Origin of the sequence: Urinicoccus massiliensis, from assembly GCF_900120405.1 — a bacterium.
Taxonomy (GTDB): domain Bacteria; phylum Bacillota; class Clostridia; order Tissierellales; family Peptoniphilaceae; genus Urinicoccus; species Urinicoccus massiliensis.
On record NZ_LT635493.1, the window covers coordinates 715,390 to 735,375 of the forward strand.

A 19,986-nucleotide genomic window follows, 5' to 3' on the forward strand; every position below is an offset into this window, starting at 1 on the left:
AGGCCTTTAGATGTGAGATCTTATTTTTCTTCCTAGAAGAAGGCCTTTAGTGTCTTAGCTTCCTCTTGTCTTTTTTCCACTTTATGCTAGGATATAGGTAAGAAGATATTTAATTTTAGGAGGTCCTATATGGGTTTATTTGATGATATGATGGCAGGCAAGGAAATTTTCAAGTCCACAGTAAAAACCTGTAAGACAGGCTATAAATTTATAAAAGAGAATGGTCCCAAGGCCATGGACCTAGCCAAAAAATCTGGAGAATCTCTTTCCAATAAGGTTGAAGACTTAAAAAAGGACGAAAGAGTTGGAGACCTTCTGAACCGGGTCGATGACCTTTTGAAAAAGTAATTTAGAAAAGTAAATACGAGCTTTAAAAGAAGAAGGACCCTAGCCAAAAAGACTAGGGTCCTTCTTCTTTATGATTTTTTACATAAAACAAAAACCAGCTTTGTGAGTGAACATCAAAACTGGTTTTTCTGTCCGGCAATATCCTACTTTCCCAGGTCGTTGCCAACCAAGTATCATCGGCGCATAGAGGCTTAACTTCCGTGTTCGGTATGGTTACGGGTGGTACCCTCTTGCTATGGTCACCGGATCCTACATCCTCCAATTTTCTTTGGTCAAGTCTTCGGCCGATTAGTACTTCTTAGCTCCACACATTGCTGTGCTTCCACCTGAAGCCTATCTACCTCATTTTCTTCAAGGGGCCTTATTCTTTCGATGGGAAATCTTATCTCGAGGTTGGCTTCGTGCTTAGATGCCTTCAGCTCTTATCCAGTCCAAACGTAGCTACTCAGCTGTGCACTTGGCAGTACAACTGATGCACCAGTGGTTTGTCCATCCCGGTCCTCTCGTACTAAGGATAGCTCCTCTCAAATTTCCTGCGCCCACGACGGATAGGGACCGAACTGTCTCGCGACGTTCTGAACCCAGCTCGCGTGCCTCTTTAATGGGCGAACAGCCCAACCCTTGGGACCTACTTCAGCCCCAGGATGAGACGAGCCGACATCGAGGTGCCAAACCTCCCCGTCGATGTGGACTCTTGGGGGAGATAAGCCTGTTATCCCCGGGGTAGCTTTTATCCGTTGAGCGATGGCCCTTCCACGCGGTACCACCGGATCACTAAGTCCTGCTTTCGCATCTGCTCGAGTTGTCGCTCTCGCAGTTAAGCTCCCTTCTGCCTTTGCACTCTTCGCACGATTTCCGTCCGTGCTGAGGGAACCTTTGAACGCCTCCGTTACTCTTTCGGAGGCGACCGCCCCAGTCAAACTGCCCGACTGACAGTGTCCCGCTTCCGGTTTCACGGAAGTCGGTTAGAATTCTAAGATAAAAAGAGTGGTATCCCACCATTGGCTCCCCATATACTGGCGTACATGGTTCTCTGCCTCCCACCTATCCTGTACAGTTTATCCCAAAATCCAATGTCAACCTACAGTAAAGCTCCACGGGGTCTTTCCGTCCTGTCGTGGGTAAGCGGCATCTTTACCGCTACTACAATTTCACCGGATCCTTTGTTGAGACAGTGCCCAAATCGTTACACCTTTCGTGCGGGTCGGAACTTACCCGACAAGGAATTTCGCTACCTTAGGACCGTTATAGTTACGGCCGCCGTTTACTGGGGCTTCAGCTCGGAGCTTCGCTTGCGCTAACTCGTCCCCTTAACCTTCCAGCACCGGGCAGGTGTCAGCACCTATACTTCGTCTTTCGACTTCGCAGATACTTGTGTTTTTGGTAAACAGTCGCTTGGGCCTTTTCACTGCGGCCCCCTTTTACAGGGGCTCCCCTTCTCCCGAAGTTACGGGGTCATTTTGCCGAGTTCCTTAACAAAGGTTCTTCCGCTCGTCTTAGGATTCTCTCCTCACCTACCTGTGTCGGTTTGCGGTACGGGCAATGGTATCTCTTAGAAGCTTTTCTTGGCAGTTTGGTTCGTTTAGACTTCTCTACTTGTTTTCAATCCGCATCACACTTCAGCATCTTCAGAAGACGGATTTGCCTATCTTCTTGCCTTTGTGCTTGCACGCCTCACCAACTGGGCGCTCTATTTCCCCTCCTGCGTCACTCCATCATCAGCAATACCATCGGTACAGGAATTTCCACCTGTTGTCCATCGACTACGCTTTTCAGCCTCGCCTTAGGTCCCGACTTACCCTGAGTGGACGAGCCTTCCTCAGGAATCCTTGGGTTTTCGACGGGTGAGATTCTCACTCACCTCTCGCTACTCATGCCAGCATTCTCTCTTGTATAGGCTCCACAATGGCTTACGCCTTTTGCTTCGTTGTCTATACAATGCTCCTCTACCAACGTTATTCGTTCCACGACTTCGGTATCTATTTTAGCCCCGGTTATCTTCGGCGCAGAGTCACTTGACTAGTGAGCTATTACGCACTCTTTCAATGGATGGCTGCTTCTAAGCCAACATCCTAGTTGTCTGAGTAACTCCACATCCTTTCCCACTTAAATAGTATTTTGGGACCTTAGTCGGTGGTCTGGGCTCTTTCCCTTTCGACAATGAAGCTCATCCCTCACTGTCTGACTCCATAGGCTTTGTTTGGGTATTCGGAGTTTGATAGGCCGCGGTAACATCACATGTCCCTTGGCGATTCAGTGCTCTACCCCCCAAACAGTTTTTCCTACAGGCTAGCCCTAAAGCTATTTCGAGGAGAACCAGCTATCTCCGTGTTCGATTGGCTTTTCACCCCTATCCACAGGTCATCCGATAACTTTTAAACGTTACCCGGTTCGAGCCTCCATGTCGTTTTACCAACACTTCACTCTGCCCATGGATAGATCACACGGTTTCGGGTCTACAACTTCAAACTATACGCCCTATTCAGACTCGGTTTCCCTGCGGCTCCAAAGTTTTTCTTCTTAACCTTGCTTGAAATCATAACTCGCTGGCCCGTTCTACAAAAAGTACGATATCGTGGCCTAAAACCACTTTATCTGCTTGTAAACATCAGGTTTCAGATTCTATTTCACTCCCCTCCCGGGGTTCTTTTCACCGTTCCCTCACGGTACTATGCGCTATCGGTCACCAAGGAGTATTTAGCCTTAGGGGGTGGTCCCCCTATCTTCCCACAAGGTTTCACGTGTCTCGTGGTACTCTTCGGAGTTCGCTCATTGTGCATTTCGTGTACGGGGCTGTTACCCTCTCTGGCGGATCTTCCCATATCCTTCTACTATACACAATCAGTCGTTACGCTCCTGGGCTCTTTCCCGTTCGCTCGCCGCTACTTGGGAAATCGAGGTTTCTTTCTTTTCCTCGGGGTACTTAGATGTTTCAGTTCCCCCGGTCTTCCTTCCATACACTATGGATTCATGCATGGATGTATGAGGTTTGCTCATACGGGTTTCCCCATTCGGACATCAACGGATTCACGTCTATTTGCGACTCCCCGTTGCTTTTCGCAGCTTATCACGTCCTTCTTCGGCTCTTGGTGCCAAGGCATCCACCTGATGCTCTTTCTAACTTGACCTTTGTTTCAGTTTTCCTTAAAACTGTTTCTATCCGGTAAAAATGTCTTTTCTTTACTCTCGTTATTGAATAATTTGAAAATCTCATTCTTACTTTTAAAATTGGAGTATGTAGTTTTCATTGTGCATCTTCGACATCCATGGATTTGCACCATGCCTTATAAAAAGGGTACTAGACTCTGTCGTTAGAGCCAAAAAATCCAGTGTAAGAGTCAAGAAATGACTTGATTGCTCAAGGCCCACTTCTTTCTGAACTCCTTAGAAAGGAGGTGATCCAGCCGCACCTTCCGATACGGCTACCTTGTTACGACTTCACCCCAGTCATTGATCCTACCTTCGACGCCTGCCTCCTTGCGGTTAGCTCGGCGGCTTCGGGTATTACCAACTCCCATGGTGTGACGGGCGGTGTGTACAAGACCCGGGAACGCATTCACCGCGACATTCTGATTCGCGATTACTAGCAACTCCGACTTCATGTAGGCGAGTTGCAGCCTACAATCCGAACTGAGATCGGCTTTTTGAGATTCGCTTGAGATCGCTCGCTCGCTGCTCTCTGTACCGACCATTGTAGCACGTGTGTAGCCCAAGGCATAAAGGGCATGATGATTTGACGTCATCCCCACCTTCCTCCGATTTATCATCGGCAGTCCCTTTAGAGTTCCCATCCGAAATGCTGGCAACTAAAGGTAAGGGTTGCGCTCGTTGCGGGACTTAACCCAACATCTCACGACACGAGCTGACGACAACCATGCACCACCTGTTTTACTGTTCCGAAGAAAAGGTCTATCTCTAGACCGATCATTAAAATGTCTAGCCTTGGTAAGGTTCTTCGCGTTGCTTCGAATTAAACCACATGCTCCGCTGCTTGTGCGGGTCCCCGTCAATTCCTTTGAGTTTCATGCTTGCGCACGTACTCCCCAGGCGGAGTGCTTAATGTGTTAACTGCGGCACCGAGTTGCCCCGACACCTAGCACTCATCGTTTACAGCGTGGACTACCAGGGTATCTAATCCTGTTTGCTCCCCACGCTTTCGTTCCTCAGCGTCAGTTTAAGTCCAGTAAGTCGCCTTCGCCACCGGTATTCTTCCTAATATCTACGCATTTCACCGCTACACTAGGAATTCCACTTACCTCTCCTTAACTCAAGTCTACCAGTTTCCAATGCTTACATGGGTTGAGCCCATGCCTTTCACATCGGACTTGGTAGACCGCCTGCGAACCCTTTACGCCCAGTGATTCCGGACAACGCTCGCCCCCTACGTATTACCGCGGCTGCTGGCACGTAGTTAGCCGGGGCTTCCTCCTATGGTACCGTCATTATCTTCCCATAGGACAGAGCTTTACGACTCGAAAGCCTTCATCGCTCACGCGGCGTCGCTGCATCAGAGTTTCCTCCATTGTGCAATATTCCCCACTGCTGCCTCCCGTAGGAGTTTGGACCGTGTCTCAGTTCCAATGTGACCGTTCACCCTCTCAGGCCGGTTACTGATCATGGCCTTGGTGGGCCGTTACCCCACCAACTAGCTAATCAGGCGCGAGACCATCTTTCACCACCGGAGTTTTAACATTTCTTCCATGCGAAGGAAATGTGTCATAGGGTATTAATCCCGGTTTCCCGAGGCTATCCCCTTGTGAAAGGCAGGTTTCTCACGTGTTACTCACCCGTCCGCCGCTAATCCATTTTATCTTCTCTCCGAAGAGATCGGTTAAAATTTCATCGCTCGACTTGCATGTGTTAGGCGCGCCGCCAGCGTTCGTCCTGAGCCAGGATCAAACTCTCAATTAAAAAGTTTTTTCCATTTTATCGTCTTTAGACTGACTCCGGATTCTTCACTGAAGTTCCGCTTTTTTTGCTTTTGCTTGTGTGTTCATTCTCTTACACTGTTTAGTTTTTTTGGTTCTGTTTAACTGATCTCTTTACGAGATAGCTTATCTATAATATCAAGCCCAGAATCTTTTGTCAAGAGTTTTTTTAATCTTTTTTTAACTTTTTGACAATTTCTTCTGCAGTTCATATCGCCCTTGTGGCGATAACTTCTATAGTATAGCAGGGCTTTGAAGTCGAGTCAAGAGATTTTTTTTAAGTTTTTAAATTTTTTCTCAAGCTTCTTTTTTTAATGCTTTCCCAGGTTTCCAACTTGTCTTTTAAATCCTTTTTCTTTTTCCAAGTCTTCTTGTGCTATACTAACCTTATGAGAAAAGATTTTTTTACCCAGTCCAGCAAGAAAAAAATAGGCCAGGCAATTCATGCCTATTATAGAGAGTTTGGCCGAGACCTTCCCTGGAGGAGGGACCCTGCCTTTTATCCTGTTTGGATCAGTGAAATCATGGCCCAACAAACCCGGATGGAGGTGGTGGTTTCTTACCACCAAAACTTTATGGAGGCCCTGCCCACCATCCAAGACCTGGCGGATGTCCAGGAAGAGGTCTTGCTAAAACTTTGGGAGGGCCTAGGCTATTATAACCGGGCTAGAAATTTAAAAAAGGCTGCCCAAGAAATCGTCTATATTAGGAAGGAAGTTCCAAAAAGCTACGAAGAACTTTTATCTTTACCGGGGGTTGGCCCCTATACGGCAGCTGCCATTGCTTCTATTGTCTATGGCCAAGCCTATGTGGCCCTGGATGGAAACCTGTCTCGGATTTTTTCCAGGCTCCTGGCCTATGACGGGGACATTGGCAAGGCCCAGACCAAGGAGGATTTAACTTCTTTTGGCCAGGAGATTATGGGACCGGACCCTTCGGCCTTTAACCAGGGTCTAATGGATATTGGCTCTAAAATTTGCCTGCCCAAGGACCGTGCCCTTTGCCCTTCCTGCCCCTTGAAGGCCTACTGCCTGGCCTACCAGGAGGGGTCTGTGGCCAAGTATCCTGTCAAGGCTCCAAAAAAAGAGAGAAAGCTTGTTGAGCGAACCATCTTTATCCTGGTTAAAAACGGGGCCCTGGCCTTGAAAAAGCGGCCAGACCAGGGCCTTTTACGGGGGCAATGGGAACTGCCAGGAGTGGACTCCTATTTGGATTTAGAAGATGCCAAGGCTCTTTTGTTGGAAAGGGACCTGCCCTTTTCTTCTATTAAGAAGGGGCCTTCTGGCAAACACCTTTTTTCCCATATCGAGTGGCGGATGAAGTCCTACCTTGTCCAGGTCCGGGACCTGCCCTTTGCCCGGGAGGATGATGTCCTTCAATATTTTTCCCAAGAAGACCTGGACCAAACCATCGCCCTTCCCTCGGCCTTTAAGGTCTTTGTCCAAGAATGGAGGCAAGAAAATGAAAGAATCTAAGGCCTACCAATACTATTTAGACCACCGGGAAGATCCGGCCCTTTACCAGCGGGAAGTCTCTCCCCATGTAACGGCTTCGGCCCTGGTCTTTTGCCCAGAAAAGGAGGCCCTACTCATGGTCAACCACTTGATTTTTCAATCCTGGTCCTGGCCCGGAGGCCATGCTGACGGGGACCGAGACCCGGAGGCCTGCGCCCGGCGGGAGGTCTTGGAAGAAACGGGTTTGGAGCTTTCTGAGCCAGGCCTCTTGCTGGATGTTCGACTTCTTCCTGTAAAGGACCACTACCGCAAGGGGGTCTTGGTCCAGGCCCATGACCACTTGAATTTCACCTATGGTTACATGATAAAAAATCCCCCAAGTCTTCATCCTAAATTGGATGAAAACAAGGGGGTTGCTTGGATTCCTCTGGACAAGCTAGACCAAGAGGTCAGGGAAAGCCACATGGTCAAACTCTACCATGAGCTTTTAAATGATTGGCTTAGTCTTCCAAAAAGACCTTAAAGAGTTTTTCATAGTTAATTTGGTCCACCCAGGCCCCTAGTTCCCGGTTGCTGTGCATGGCCAGGATGGGGGTTCCCACGTCTACACCTGGAATAGTCAGGCTGTGTTGCATCAAGGGCCCCAGGGTTGACCCGCCCTTGCGGTCGGATGCGTTGACAAACTTTTGATAGGGGATGTCGTGTTTCCTGCAGAGGGCCTCAATGACAGCGGATGTATAGCCTGTGGATACATAGGACCGGTTGGCCGCCAGTTTAATAACTGGCCCCTTACCCATAAGGGGTTGGTTGGAGGGGTCGGCACATTCTAGATGGGATGGATGGACGGCATGGGCCAAGTCGGCACTTAGGAGGAAGCTCTTGTGGAGAGCTTGGTAGAATTCTTCCTTGGTCCCTCCCAGGGCATAGACAATCCTCTCTAAAATTTCATAGCTTAAGTTTCCACTGGCTCCCTCTTCTGTAAGGGAGCCTATTTCTTCGTGGTTTAAAAAGGCCAAAAACTTACTCTTATCCCCAGGCTTGGATTGGAAGAGTCCTTGTAAAGAAGCATGGGCACTGGCCAGGTTGTCCAACCTGGGGGCAGAAATCAATTCTTCCTTTAAGCCTATGCTGGAGGATTTTTCCAGGGGAAGGACAAAGAGGTCAAAGTCCAAGAGGTCTTGGGATTTGATCCCCAACTCTTCTTCTAAAAATCCAAAGAGGGGGTCTTGGAGATTTTCTTCTAAGTCTACAAAGATTGGTAAAAGGTCCTCTTGGGGGTTGGGGGCAAATTTTTCATTGGCCCCCCGGTTCATATGGATGGCTAAAGAAGGAATAATGGTTAGGGCCTTCTGGCTATGGACTAGCTTTTCCCTTACTTGACCCTCTTCTTGGTAGTAGACCTTGCCGGCCAGGGTCAGGGGCTTGTCAAACCAGGTGTAGAGCAGGGGGCCTCCATAAACTTCTGTATTGATTTGGATGTAGTTTTTCTTTTTAATATGGGGGTTGGGCTTGACCCGAAGGCAGGGAGAGTCCAGGTGGGAAGCGACAAGGGCAAAGCCTGTTTCCCAGGGCTTCTTCCTCCCTAATTCAAAGGCAAAAATAGCTCCTGGGCTTTTTGCGTAAAATTTCCCTCCCTCTGTACATTGGAAGTCTTGGTCCAGGGGGCAGGCAAGGTAGCCTTGGGCTTTGAGTCTTTTTTCAATTTCTACCACTCCTTGGTAGGGAGTGGGGCTTTGGTCTATAAATTCCAACAGGTCATTTTTCATCTTTTTCTCCTTCTTCTAACCAGGTCTTAATCCGGCCCACTTCTTTTTTACCTACGTCTAATCCGTGAGCATAGGTCTTGTTTAGGGCGTCCAGGTCCCGGTCATGGTTGCTAACTTCCATGATTTCCGGGCAAACCATCAGGGCCTTATTTTCCTTTTCCATCAATTTAATAATTTCAACTGATTGGTTGTAGTTTTTATAGCGGCTAAAAAGAGCTTCTTGGATTTTTTCATTGCCCCTGAAATTCCTTCTAAGAATGCTTTGCCGCAAGGGGTTCAAGGGCGGGCGGACATAGGTCCGGGTCTTGGTCCGGATAACCAGGATCCGGTCAAAGCCGTCGTCAAAGGCAATGTCAATGGGCAAGCCGTTATTGATTCCTCCATCATAATAGGTCTTGCCTTGGTAGTGGGTTGGCGGCATAAAAAGGGGCAGGCTGGATGAGGCCCGGACCTTCATCATAAGGTCTTCCGGGTCCCGGCTGTCCTTTTCTGTCCAAAACATGGGGCCTTGCTTTTCTTCATAGGCCACTATGCGGTAGCTGGCTGGATTGGCAAAAAAGTCGTCAAAGTCGATGTGGAGGGGGCCTCCTGGTTGGCAGGCCTGACCATAAATGTAGTCACTTTGCATATAGCCTCCTCCCTTGAAAAAGCTCCGCCAACTCATGGCATTGGGGTCGGTGACAAAGTCTGTAAAGCACTTTTTCATAATATCCGGTCGCCTGGCCAGGTAGTTTACCAGGCAGCTGGACCCTGCCGAAATGCCAATGACATAGTTGATATAGATGCCTTCTTCCAAGAGGCAGTTGAGGATGCCAGCAGAAAAAGCGCACCGCATCCCGCCGCCTTCAATTAAGAGGGCTGTTTTGAATATGTTATTTTTCTTTTCCTTGTCCATAGTCTTTCAACAACCTTTCTATGACCTGGAGCCTTTGAAAGGGAGTAATGAGGTAAAATCCAGAGACTTCATCCTTAATTTCATTCATAAAGTCTAAAGCCCAGCCAATGCCAATTTCCTCTCCTTCTTCCCGGCTCAGACCTTCATGGAAACTATCCAGGACTTCTTGGTCCACCTGCATTCCGGAAACTTGGTTGTGGAGGTATTGGGCATTTCGATAACTTACCAGGGGCATAATCCCTGCCAGAATAGGAACATCCAGTTCTTTTTGGGCACGTCTTAATTGTACTATAGCATTTTTACCCATTATTGGCTGGGTAAAAAACAATTCAACGCCGGATTTTATTTTTCTTTTGGCCTTGACCAATTCGCTGTCAAAATTTGGGGCATTGATGTTTAAGGCCCCACTAATGGTAAAGGGATTTTCCAGGTCCCGGTTGAGGTTTTTCACAAAGGCTGCCAGGCGGGCTGAGTTAAATTGGAAAACTGCCTTGACATCTTCCCGGTCCACCGATGGGACTGGGTCTCCTGTAATTAGGAGGATATCTTGGATTCCCTCTAGGGAAAGACCCAGCAAAAGGGCCTTGATGGCATTGATGTTGCGGTCTCGACAGGTCATGTGGACCACAGAGTCCAGGCCATAGTCCTTTTTTAGGATCAAAGAGGTCAAGGAAGCATCCATCCTGGGGCGGCCAATGGGGCAATCTGCCAGGGTAACGGCATCTACCTCCATCTGTCTTAAGAGGGAGAGCTTTTTAAAATAGTCCCGGGTGGCCTCTTGGGGTGGATCGTATTCCACAACCATAACTTGCTTGCCAGCCTTTAGCTTCTTCTTGAGGTTACTTTCTGTCTTTTTTAGAACTATTTCTTCTTTTTTCAGGCTCTTTACCTGGCCAGGAACTTCCTTTAAGTGCCGGCTTAGCTCCAGAATATAGGAGGGGTCTGTCCCGCAGCAACCTCCCAGGTAGCTGAGGCCATAGTTTAGGCCTTGGGCCAGGGCCTGGGAAAAGTAGCTGGGGTTCTCCTTGTATTGGAGGCGGCCATCCACCATGGTGGGGTAGCCGGAATTGGGCATCAAGCCCAGGGGAGTTTGGTAGGTCGGAAGGCTTTTTACCAGCTGGACCAGGTGGTAGGGGCCGGAGATACAGTTTAGGCCCATGGCTTGGACATGGGGGTTTTTATCTGCGGCTTCCAAGGCCTCTTGGGCCAAGACGCCCAGCCTGGTTTCTCCAGAGGGGAAGACGGCAAAGCTTGTTATATGGAGGGTATCGCCATGGTCCTGGCAAAAACTGTCGATGATTTCCAGGAGCTTGTCTGCTTCAGGAAAGGTCTCCCAGAGAAATTTCCGAATCCCGGCCTGGTAAAGGACATCAGCCACGAAAAGATAGTCCCCAAGGTCTGGAGTTTCCATGGGACCTATGGACCCGTAAACTTCTGCCCGGTCTTGGAATTTCAAGGCAATTTTTGCCCCGGCTTCCAGGTAGGTCCGGCAAAGATCCCGGTCATATTGGATGGGGTTGGCCCCAAAAGTATTGGTCTTAATGGCCTGGGCTCCCGCTTCAATGTACTGCCGGTGGATTTCTTCAATAATGGCAGGTTTTTCTATATTATATTCTTCAATGGTCAGGTCCGAGGGGGATATTTGCTTTAAATAGGTCCCCATGGCCCCGTCAAAAATCAAGGGTTGTGTTTTACTTCCTCTAAATTCGATCAATCATTTTCTCCTAGTCCTTAAATACATTTTTTGCGATTTCTATATCTTCCTTGGCGTCCTTGCAATAGTAGTGGGCCCCAATTTCATGGGCATAGGTCTGGGTTAAAACGGCCCCGCCTACCATGATTTTCAGGTCGGGTCTTTTTTCTGTTAAAAGTTGGATGGTGTCTTCCATGGAGGAAACCGTAGTGGTCATGAGGGCAGACAGGCCCACCAGGTGGATGTCCTCTTCCTCTACAGTCTGTAAAATTTCCTCCTTGGACACATCCCGGCCCAGGTCATAGACATCATAGCCATAGTTTTCCAAAAGAACCTTGGCTATATTTTTTCCAATGTCGTGGATGTCTCCCTTTACCGTAGCCAAGAGGATCTTTTCCCCCTTGCCGTCTCCCTTGACCTTTAACTGGTCTCTTAGGAATAAAAAGGCCTCTTGGGCTGCCGATGCGGCTCCAATGAGTTGGGGTAGGTAGATTTCCTTTTTTTCATAGTCCCGGCCAATGGCGTCCAGGGCCGGAATCAACTCTTCTGAAATAATCTCCATGGGGTCTTTTTCCCTTATGGCCCCCTTGACATAGTTTAAAAGTTCTGTTTTTTGGGACCGCCTCATAGCCTGGTAGGGTGAAAAGTCCCCTTCATCCTCTTCCAGACTGGGTTCCACTTCCTTTTTATCTTCCATAAAGGCAATATAGCCCATGGCCTTTTCATCTTGGCCCATTAAGAGCCTATGGGTGTGGATGACTTCTTGGACTCTTGGGTCCAGGGGGTTGACAATGGGCATGCTGCAGCCCAGGGCTAGGGCCACTTGCAAGAAGCTGGCACTAACCAGGGACCTCTTGGGTAGGCCGAAGCTGATGTTGGAGGTTCCCATGGTGGTTAGGTAGCCTTTTTTTGTCAACTTCTCAATGGTTTCCAGGGCAAGCTTGGCTGAATCCTTGTTGGAGGCAATGGTTAAGACCAAGGGGTCAATTAAGACGTCCCTCTTTTCCAGGCCATAGGATTCTGCTGCCTGGACAATTTTTTCTGCAATTTCCAGACGTTTTTCCGAAGTCTTGGGAATCCCGCCCTCATCCAGGGCCAGCCCCACCACCATGGCCCCATATTTTTTGGCCAGAGGAAGGATGGTCTTTAGAGATTCCTGGGTCCCATTGACAGAGTTGATTACAGGCCGGCCTGGAGTCACCATCAAGGCCGCTTCTAGGGCCTGGGCATTGGAAGAGTCCAATTGCAGGGGTAGGTCTACCAGGGCTTGGAGGTGGAGGGCCGCCTTTCTTAAAAGGTAGACCTCATCTGTTCCAGGTAGGCTGACATTGACATCTAAGAGGTCAGCCCCCTTTTGGTCCTGTAGGACCCCCAGCCTTAACACTTCTTCCATGTTTTTCTTTTCCAGGCTTTCCTTTAACCTGGCCTTGCCTGTAGGATTGATGACTTCCCCTACATAGCGGGTTTGGTCCAGGGCCACGACTCGGCTAGAGGAAGCCAGGTATTGCTTGATTTCCTTGGTTTCCAGCCGGGCTTCCTTGCCTTTAAAATGCTGGGCCAGGCTCTGAATGGTTTTTTCCGTGGTTCCACAACAGCCCCCAATATATTGGACCCCCAGGTCCAGCATGCCTTGGATCCCCTCAATAAAGAGGTCATCTTCCATGTGGTAGTTTCCTTCTTCATCTGGAAGACCTGCATTGGCCTTGACAATCAAGGGCTTGTTGGTGACTTGGCTTATGGACTTTAAAATATCCTGGATTTCAAAGGGGCCTAGGGAACAGTTAACTCCCAGAGCATATACCCCCAACTTGTCTGCCATAATGGCAAAGGCTTGGGGAGAAACTCCGGAAAAGGTCCGGCCATCTTTTTCAAAGGTCATGGTAGTAAAGAGGGGGCCGTCATAGTGGGCCTTGACAGCCAAAATCGCCGCCCTTAATTCCAATAAGGAACTCATGGTTTCAATTACTACCAGGTCAAATCCTTCTTCCAGGGCTATTTGGATGTTTTGTTCAAAGAGCTCATAGGCCCTTTGGAAGGACATGGTCCCCATGGGTTCTAAAAGTTCGCCCAGGGGGCCCATATCAAAGGCCACCTTGGCCTTGGTCCCAGCCGCCCTTTTGGCTATTTGTAAGCCTGCATGGATGGTCTTTCTCAATTCTTCCGGGTCGGGATAATTCCTACCGTGGGCCCCAAAGGTGTTGGAGTAGATAATGTCTGACCCTGCTTGGACATAGGCTCTTTGGATGTCTTCAATGACTTCTCCACGGCTAATATTGATACTTTCCGGTCTTTGATGGATGCCTCGTTTTTGGATTTGTGTCCCCATGGCCCCATCTAAAAGGATGATTTTATTTGTCAAAAACACTACACCTTGCCTTTCCTTTTTCTCTACAAGTTTGACGTGAACAGAAGGTACAGCCGCTGCGGTAAGTGGGCTTTTTTTCACTGGCCCCATAAACGGCTAGGACTGTTTTTCTGGGTATTATAATATTTTCCTTGGTTAGCCCAACCCCCAACCTCTTATAGATTTCTAAAAGGTCGGCAAAGTTTCTTTGCATATCATGGGGGATGTCCCCATAACCCGGGCTAAAGCGGTCTGTAATATAGAGGTCTGTCTTTTCCTGGTCCTCTCTTTGGATCCTGTCCAAAGAATCTTCAAGATAGGCTGATAGGACCCCGTCCAAGACAAAGGCCAGGGAGGTGTCCTCCAGGTTGGTCCTTTGCAGGAGGACGTCGGCCTCCTTGCCCAGGGTGGCCCCAATAAAGATCATATAGTTGGCGCCTTCTTGTAGGCCCATCAGGGTTTTTGATGGGCCAAAAAAATCCACCCGGTCCACCTTTTTTCGAACAGTCCTAAGTTGGATATTTTCCCGGATTAGGTCCTCACAAATTTGAATTTTTTCCTCTAATGGTTGGTCAATTTTTGGCGTCCTTAAAAAACTGCCAATGATTTTTCTTGTAATCATACATATCCCCTATTTTTCACTCTATGCTATAATGAAGAAAAAAATCCTTGGTCCTTTTTCTTCTGACTTATCTTATCTAGGAGTTTTTTAGCCATATAGCCACAGGCCAGGCCCACCAAGATCCCCCCCAGAACATCTGTGGGAAAGTGGACAAAGAGGTAGAGCCTTGAAAAGGCAATGAGCCCCGCCAAGACAAAGGCTCCTAGGCCCCAATAGGGCTTGTTTAAGTAAAGAGCCTGGGCCGAAGCAAAACTCGCCATGGTGTGGCCACTGGGAAAAGAATAGTCCCTTAAGGGGGCCACCAGAATTTGGACCGAGGGATCTATCCAGTAGGGCCGCATCCTTTGGAAGAGATTTTTTAAGATTAGGTTACCAAAGAGGTAGGTCATGGCCAGGGCCAGGAGGATACAAAGACCCATCTTCCGGCTTTTCTTCCAGAATAAAAAAAGAAGGCCCAGGCAGATCCAAAAGGCTCCCCCTGTGGCAAAATGTGTGATGAAGACCATCAGCCGGTCAAGCCAAGGCTGGTGAATTCTTTGTAAGCCATAGAGTACGGTCCATTCCCAAGACATATTTTCCTCCTTTTCCCCCAATTGAATTTATTGTTTTCCTATTGTAACACATTTTTCCCAATCCACCAACACAAAGGAGCTTTCCATGAACAAGCATTTAGAACTTAATTTTTTTCATATAGAGGGCCACTATGGCGTTTACCAGGGCTGGATGAAGCGCCCTGCTTATTTTATTCGCCGGTCTTGTGGCCTGGCAGCCCTCTTAAACATCTTAATTTATGAAAAAATTCTCCAGGTCCATTCCATTGCTGAAGCTGGTTTTTACTTGGACCAACTATCCAAACCCTACCTTCCTAGACCCTGGGGGATTGTCCGTTTTTCAAGCCTCCTGGCTATTCTCAACCGACTGAGCCCAAAAAAATACCAGCTGGTGGCCTTTAAAAAGCCCCTCCAGCTGGATTTTGTCGTCGCCTTTATTCAAGAGGCCCTGGAAGGGGGTCATCCTCTCTTACTTTTAACCTTTAACCACAAGAGCCCTGCCTTCCATAACCACTGGCTTACCATTACAGGACTCAGCTGGGAAGATGGCCAATACCAGATTATTTGCTCCAATTGGGGCCAAAGGCGGGTTTATTCCCTTAATAAGTACTTAAAAGAACCCTCCCTCTACCGGGGTCTGGGCTATTTTCAAGAACTTTCCTCTTGATTTTTCTTGCCACTGGTTTCTTCAATAGTCATGACAAAAACCTGGGTATGGGCCAAGGCCCGGTCAATATAGTCCAGGCCTTCTTTTTTATATTCCTTAGAATATTTTTTAATTAGACCCTCCAGGGCTTGCCTCTTTTCCCGGGGATCTTCCAAGATTTTAACTTGGCCAAAGCAAATCACCGACTCATAATTAGATGAAAACTTGTCCGGAACCACTTCTTGCCAATAGACCAGGCTAAAGGAAGCCTGGGTCCCGGTCCCTATGGCCCGGACCTTTTCTCCCTCCCTGGCTCCATGGAAGTAGATTTTACCCTCTTGGTAGTAGTAATTGAGAGGAATTCCATAGGGTCTAGCCTGGCTGTCCAGGATTGATAAAACCCCATAAGGGGCTTTTTTTAACCGTTCTTGACACCATTCTTGACTTTGACTCTTGTCTTTTCTTCGCATGGGAATCATTTTGCTCTCCTTTACTTGTCTTCTTTTAAAAGGTAGGTTAGACCCTCATCCAACATATTGGTGGTCACCACATGGCCTACATCTTCAAACAAGCTAAAGTGGCAATTGGTCACCCCAGAGTCAACCAGGGCTTGGTAAAAAGATTCTTGGATTTGGGCCGGAATACTCTGGTCTTGACCTCCATTGGCCATGTAAAGGACCTTGCCCCGATAGGATGCCAGGTCCTCCATGGGTAGGTCGATCCCCTCTAGGTCTTGGGGTTTGAGACCATAATGTTGGCCCAGGGCTACAAAGTCAAAGGCCCCATTCATGGCCAGGCCTCCTTGGACAGGATAGTTTTTTAAAACCATACCCACAGTAAGGGCCCCCATGGAGTGGCCAGAAAGATAAATTGCATCTGTCTTTAGATAGTCTTGGATGTCTTGAAACTCATCATTATTTCTTTGGACCAGGTCCATTAGGGTTCTCCAGGGGATGTCCTCTCCAATATCCAGGTCCGGACTCTGCCTTTGTCCATGGTAGGGAGCATCTGGCAAGTAGGTGTCAAAACCATAGCTAGCAAAAATTCCCCCTCGAAAGATGGAAGATTCTGCACTGGACCCCCAACCATGGTAGTAGACCATGGATCCATAGGGAGATTCATCTCCATAGAGGTGGATCACCGGCCGGCCGGCTATGGTGATTTTTTCCATTTGAACATGTACTGGTAGCATGTCTTCACTCCTTAATGGCCCAATCAATGGGGCTTAGCTGGTTGGCTTCTAAGAATTCATTGCTTTTAGAAAAGGGTTTGGACCCGAAAAATCCCCGGTAGGCCGACAAGGGAGATGGGTGGGGGGCTTCCAAAATCAAGTGCTTAGGATTATTTAAAAGCTTTTTCTTGCTCCGGGCATGGGCTCCCCACAAGATGTAAACCAGGGCCTGGTCTTTTTTGTTTAAAAGAGACAGGATGGCGTCGGTAAAAATTTCCCAGCCAATGTCCTTGTGGCTAGTGGGACTGCCCTGGCGGACCGTCAGGGTGGTGTTTAAGAGTAGAACTCCCTGCTGGGCCCAAGACATGAGATAGCCAGTATGGGCCACAGGAATACCCAGGTCAGACTCCAGTTCCTTGTAGATATTTTGTAGGCTTGGAGGAATGGGAACCCCCCTTTGGACACTAAAGGCCATGCCGTGGGCCTGTCCCTTGCCGTGGTAGGGGTCTTGGCCCAGGATCACCACCTTGACATCCTGGTAGCTGGTGGTTTGCAGGGCATTAAAAATGTCTTCCATAGGCGGGTAGATGGGATAATTTTGGTATTCTTCCCATAGGAGCCGGCGCAATTCCTGGTAGTAGGGCTTGTCCATTTCTGGAGCCAAAAGGTCCTGCCAATCGTTGTGGAAGATTTCTTTCATCGACTTCCTCCAATCCACTTCTTCAACATAGACTGTTGGTCCTTACGGTAGATTTTATTCAGGAGGTCTTCCCGAAGGCTGGTTTTTTCAAGAATAATCAGGCGGTCATCCTTTTTGAAAGTCAGCTGGCCACTGGGGATAATCAACTGCTTGTGCCTTAAGACGGCGCCAATAATCACCCCATCGGGCAGGACCATGTCCTTGAGGGCCTTGTCAATAATGGGGGCATCTTTTAAAAGTTCCAATTCCAAGAGTTCGCAGGTGCCTCCCGGCAGGGGGGTAATGTGGATTTTCCCCGGCAGGTGGACCATGCTGAAGACCTGACTGGCGATGGCAATTCTTGGAATCATTTGGACCCCATGGACTACCTTTTCTGTGGCCTTGGCATAGTCCTTGTAGTTTAAGAGGCAGATGGTCTTTAAAAGACCCACCTCCCGGGCCAAAAGACTCATAACCACATTTTCGTTGTCATCTTGGCTGGCGCAAATAACCCCCAGGATTTTTTTTGTGTCCATTTGGTTGAAGGTCTCCAGGCTGGTGAGCTTAGCCTGGTTGACCAGGGCCTTGGGAAGGGCCCTGCGCCAAGCCTTGAGGGATTGGTCCCGGGGAATGGTGACAATGCATTCATAGCCCTCATCTTCCAGGCAAAGGGCCAGTTCCTTGGCATAGATAGAGTCTCCCAGGATCCAAAAGGCCTTGCCGGTGGAATTATCTTGGTCCAAGGCATCCTGGCGACGAAAGGCCTCCAAAGACCCATTCCCTAGTAAAAAGAGCCGGTCGCCCTTTCTCAGGACTGTTTCCCCTTGGGGAATTAAAAAGTCCCCCTTGCGGTAGATGGCCACAATTAAGGTCCCATCTAAAAAGAGGTCCTTGACCTTTTGGCCTATCTTGGGATGGCGGTCTTCCAGGGTGTAGGCCCAAATATTCAAGTGGGGGTGGAGGTACTTTCTCCGGGGTAGCCCCTGGTCTTCTATGGAAAAGTGGATGATATAGTCTGCCATATTTTCCGAGGGATAGAGGTATTCATCTACAAAATCAAAGGTTTCCAGGATATTTGTCTTGGTTAAACTGTGGTTTTGAACCAGGACAATGGTATAAGTATCCATTTGCTTCTTGCAAAAATAGGCCTGGAGGATATTTTCTTCATCATTGTCTCCCAAAATCAGGGTATAGTCCATGTCCCCAAAATGGTTTAAATTTTGATAGGAAAATTCTTCTACTCTTAAGTTTTTATTTTTCGGATAATCCCAAGACTTGTTTTGGCAGAGCCAGTAAACTTCAATTTCTTGAGTCAAAAGTCTTTCCACCAAGTCCAGGGCAATGAGGTTGTCTCCAATTACACAAAATTTCATTCTAACCACCTAGTATTTTAAATCAATATTTACAAGAGCCTTGTAGCCCGGGTATTTTTCCTCTAATTCTTGAACCAGGTCCTCCCTGACCCGGTCCCTGGATTCTTGGTCCGGATAGTGACTGCCAAGAACCGTTAGGTCCAGGTAGATGGCTTTTTCATCAGCAACCAGGGTAAGGTCATGGTAGCTATCGACTCCTTCTTTTTCTTGGATAAAGCCGTCAACCAGGGCCATGATTTCCCTTTCAAAGGGGCTTGTTTCTCCTACGGGGTCTACATGGATGATCAGGTGGATGTCCATGGCTGCAGAAATTTCTCGCTCGGCCCGATCTACGATTTTATGGACCTCCAAGAGGGACATGGTACTTGGAAATTCCGCATCCAAAACCACAATGGTTTTTTCCGGTCCAAAGCTATTAAAGATAATATCGTGGACCCCTTGGACATGGTCATAGGTCATCATCCTCTGCTTTAGCTCCTGGTAGGTCCCCCGGCTGGGCCCCTGGCCAATTAAGATACTCATGGTTTCTGAGATGAGCTCCCAGCCACTTTTGATGATTAAAATCGAAACCACCAGGCCCACCAGGCCATCAATGGCCAGGTCTGTTAGGGTATCCAAAAGCATGGAGGCCAAGACCACACCGGTAACCAGGCAGTCTCCCAAGGAGTCTGCCGCTGTGGCCTTTAAGGGCGTGGAATCAATGGCCTCTCCTACCTTCTTGTTAAAGTGGGCCTGCCAAAATTTAACTCCTATGGACAGGACCAAAAGAATAAAGGCCAGAAGGGTAAAGTGGGTTTTTTCCGGATTGATAATCCGCTCAATACTGGTTTTAGAAAATTGCAGGCCCACCACAATGACAAAACAGGAAATAATCAAACCCGTTACATATTCAACCCGGCCATGGCCCTGGGGGTGGTCCTCATCCGGGGGTTTGTCTGCAAAGTGGGCTCCAGCAATGGTAATGACGGAGGATGTGGAGTCCATTAAATTGTTCATGGCATCGGCCAGAACAGACACAGAGCCCGAAAAAAGCCCTATGGACAACTTAACGATGGTTAAAAGTCCATTGGACACCAGGCCCACCAGGCCGGCTAAGAGGGATATTTTCGTGCGGTTTTCATCTTTTTCCCCCAACCGGCCCTTTTTTAGCACCCATTGAATCATTTTTCCCTTTCCTTTTCTTTTTCCTTTTTCAATTTTTCAGGCGTAACATCTTGGCCCTTTTCGTCCACCACCTTGGTCTTTAATAAGGTGGCCCTAAGGTTTTTTCGAAAGTCTTCCAGGTATTCTTTTCTCAATCTTGCTTGTTCTTCTTTTTCTTCAGCCGTAAGGTCTCTGGTTTTTTCCAGGCGAGCCAGGGCATTGATCCGATCTAAAATTTTCATAGTCACCTCTTTTCCATTATACCATGTTTGGGGCAAAATCTTCCCAAAGTAGGGTTAACAAAATATTTATTTTTCTTTAATATTCCTTTGAAATCATGGCCTAGATGGGTTATGATTAAATAGAGAATATT

General features: G+C 48.1%; 16 protein-coding genes and 3 rRNA genes. 4 read left to right on the forward strand and 15 right to left on the reverse strand.

The window, feature by feature from the left end; genetic code table 11:
• Positions 1-129: 129 nt before the first annotated feature.
• On the forward strand, positions 130-348 hold the full coding sequence (locus BQ7400_RS08010; RefSeq protein ID WP_034438037.1) for a hypothetical protein: 219 nt from the start codon (positions 130-132) through the stop codon (positions 346-348).
• 130 nt (positions 349-478) lie between these two features.
• Here the strand turns inward: BQ7400_RS08010 and rrf are convergent.
• From rrf to BQ7400_RS08025, 3 genes are all read right to left on the reverse strand, one after another.
• Positions 479-595: ribosomal RNA gene (gene rrf / locus BQ7400_RS08015) — 5S ribosomal RNA — on the reverse strand.
• A 21-nt stretch (positions 596-616) separates the two neighbouring features.
• Positions 617-3,476, reverse strand: a 23S ribosomal RNA gene (locus tag BQ7400_RS08020).
• Between the two features lie 260 nt (positions 3,477-3,736).
• A 16S ribosomal RNA gene (locus BQ7400_RS08025) occupies positions 3,737-5,259 on the reverse strand.
• Together the 16S, 23S and 5S rRNA genes form the textbook arrangement of a ribosomal RNA operon.
• A gap of 406 nt (positions 5,260-5,665) precedes the next feature.
• On the opposite strand from BQ7400_RS08025, the gene BQ7400_RS08030 reads away from it, so the two are divergent.
• Positions 5,666-6,751 carry an A/G-specific adenine glycosylase gene (locus BQ7400_RS08030; protein ID WP_072470465.1) on the forward strand — a complete coding sequence of 362 codons (1,086 nt, stop codon included), beginning with the start codon at positions 5,666-5,668 and terminating at the stop codon, positions 6,749-6,751.
• The gene (locus BQ7400_RS08035; protein WP_072470092.1) at positions 6,738-7,253 is read left to right on the forward strand and encodes an NUDIX hydrolase; all 516 of its coding nucleotides are present in this window, start codon (positions 6,738-6,740) and stop codon (positions 7,251-7,253) included. Before BQ7400_RS08030 ends, BQ7400_RS08035 begins: the two co-directional genes overlap by 14 nt.
• On the opposite strand, the gene BQ7400_RS08040 is transcribed toward BQ7400_RS08035, so the two are convergent.
• The 6 genes from BQ7400_RS08040 to BQ7400_RS08065 are packed head-to-tail and all read right to left on the reverse strand — an operon-like array spanning position 7,231 to position 14,622.
• On the reverse strand, positions 7,231-8,496 hold the full coding sequence (locus BQ7400_RS08040; protein WP_072470093.1) for a M18 family aminopeptidase: 1,266 nt from the start codon (positions 8,494-8,496) through the stop codon (positions 7,231-7,233). The two genes, BQ7400_RS08035 and BQ7400_RS08040, sit on opposite strands and share 23 nt — an antisense overlap.
• Complete coding sequence (locus BQ7400_RS08045; protein ID WP_072470094.1) at positions 8,486-9,391, reverse strand: patatin-like phospholipase family protein; 906 nt, start codon at positions 9,389-9,391, stop codon at positions 8,486-8,488. Before BQ7400_RS08045 ends, BQ7400_RS08040 begins: the two co-directional genes overlap by 11 nt.
• Positions 9,369-11,105 (reverse strand): bifunctional homocysteine S-methyltransferase/methylenetetrahydrofolate reductase, encoded by a 1,737-nt coding sequence (locus tag BQ7400_RS08050; protein WP_083553310.1) that lies wholly within the window; start codon positions 11,103-11,105, stop codon positions 9,369-9,371. The genes BQ7400_RS08045 and BQ7400_RS08050 overlap by 23 nt, the downstream gene beginning before the upstream one ends.
• A gap of 10 nt (positions 11,106-11,115) precedes the next feature.
• Positions 11,116-13,443, reverse strand: a complete 2,328-nt coding sequence (locus tag BQ7400_RS08055; protein ID WP_072470095.1) for a homocysteine S-methyltransferase family protein — start codon at positions 13,441-13,443, stop codon at positions 11,116-11,118.
• On the reverse strand, positions 13,433-14,050 hold the full coding sequence (locus tag BQ7400_RS08060; RefSeq protein ID WP_052098937.1) for a vitamin B12 dependent-methionine synthase activation domain-containing protein: 618 nt from the start codon (positions 14,048-14,050) through the stop codon (positions 13,433-13,435). The genes BQ7400_RS08055 and BQ7400_RS08060 overlap by 11 nt, the downstream gene beginning before the upstream one ends.
• Positions 14,051-14,076: 26 nt before the next feature.
• Positions 14,077-14,622 carry a phosphatase PAP2 family protein gene (locus BQ7400_RS08065; RefSeq protein ID WP_072470096.1) on the reverse strand — a complete coding sequence of 182 codons (546 nt, stop codon included), beginning with the start codon at positions 14,620-14,622 and terminating at the stop codon, positions 14,077-14,079.
• Between the two features lie 85 nt (positions 14,623-14,707).
• Here BQ7400_RS08065 and BQ7400_RS08070 point away from each other — a divergent pair, with 85 nt between their 5' ends.
• Positions 14,708-15,268 (forward strand): hypothetical protein, encoded by a 561-nt coding sequence (locus BQ7400_RS08070; RefSeq protein WP_072470097.1) that lies wholly within the window; start codon positions 14,708-14,710, stop codon positions 15,266-15,268.
• Here the strand turns inward: BQ7400_RS08070 and BQ7400_RS08075 are convergent.
• From BQ7400_RS08075 to BQ7400_RS08100, 6 genes are read right to left on the reverse strand one after another with little or no spacing between them, the layout of a single operon-like run.
• Positions 15,250-15,726, reverse strand: a complete 477-nt coding sequence (locus BQ7400_RS08075; protein WP_083553312.1) for a pyridoxamine 5'-phosphate oxidase family protein — start codon at positions 15,724-15,726, stop codon at positions 15,250-15,252. The two genes, BQ7400_RS08070 and BQ7400_RS08075, sit on opposite strands and share 19 nt — an antisense overlap.
• Positions 15,727-15,737: 11 nt before the next feature.
• Complete coding sequence (locus tag BQ7400_RS08080) at positions 15,738-16,439, reverse strand: alpha/beta fold hydrolase (RefSeq protein ID WP_072470098.1); 702 nt, start codon at positions 16,437-16,439, stop codon at positions 15,738-15,740.
• Positions 16,440-16,443: 4 nt separating this feature from the next.
• Complete coding sequence (locus tag BQ7400_RS08085) at positions 16,444-17,118, reverse strand: uracil-DNA glycosylase (protein WP_034438089.1); 675 nt, start codon at positions 17,116-17,118, stop codon at positions 16,444-16,446.
• Positions 17,115-18,470, reverse strand: coding sequence for a TrkA C-terminal domain-containing protein (locus BQ7400_RS08090; protein WP_072470099.1), 1,356 nt, complete (start codon positions 18,468-18,470; stop codon positions 17,115-17,117). Before BQ7400_RS08090 ends, BQ7400_RS08085 begins: the two co-directional genes overlap by 4 nt.
• Before the next feature lie 9 nt (positions 18,471-18,479).
• Positions 18,480-19,634 (reverse strand): cation diffusion facilitator family transporter, encoded by a 1,155-nt coding sequence (locus BQ7400_RS08095; RefSeq protein ID WP_072470100.1) that lies wholly within the window; start codon positions 19,632-19,634, stop codon positions 18,480-18,482.
• On the reverse strand, positions 19,631-19,855 hold the full coding sequence (locus tag BQ7400_RS08100) for a DUF896 domain-containing protein (RefSeq protein ID WP_034438096.1): 225 nt from the start codon (positions 19,853-19,855) through the stop codon (positions 19,631-19,633). The genes BQ7400_RS08095 and BQ7400_RS08100 overlap by 4 nt, the downstream gene beginning before the upstream one ends.
• Positions 19,856-19,986: the final 131 nt, after the last annotated feature.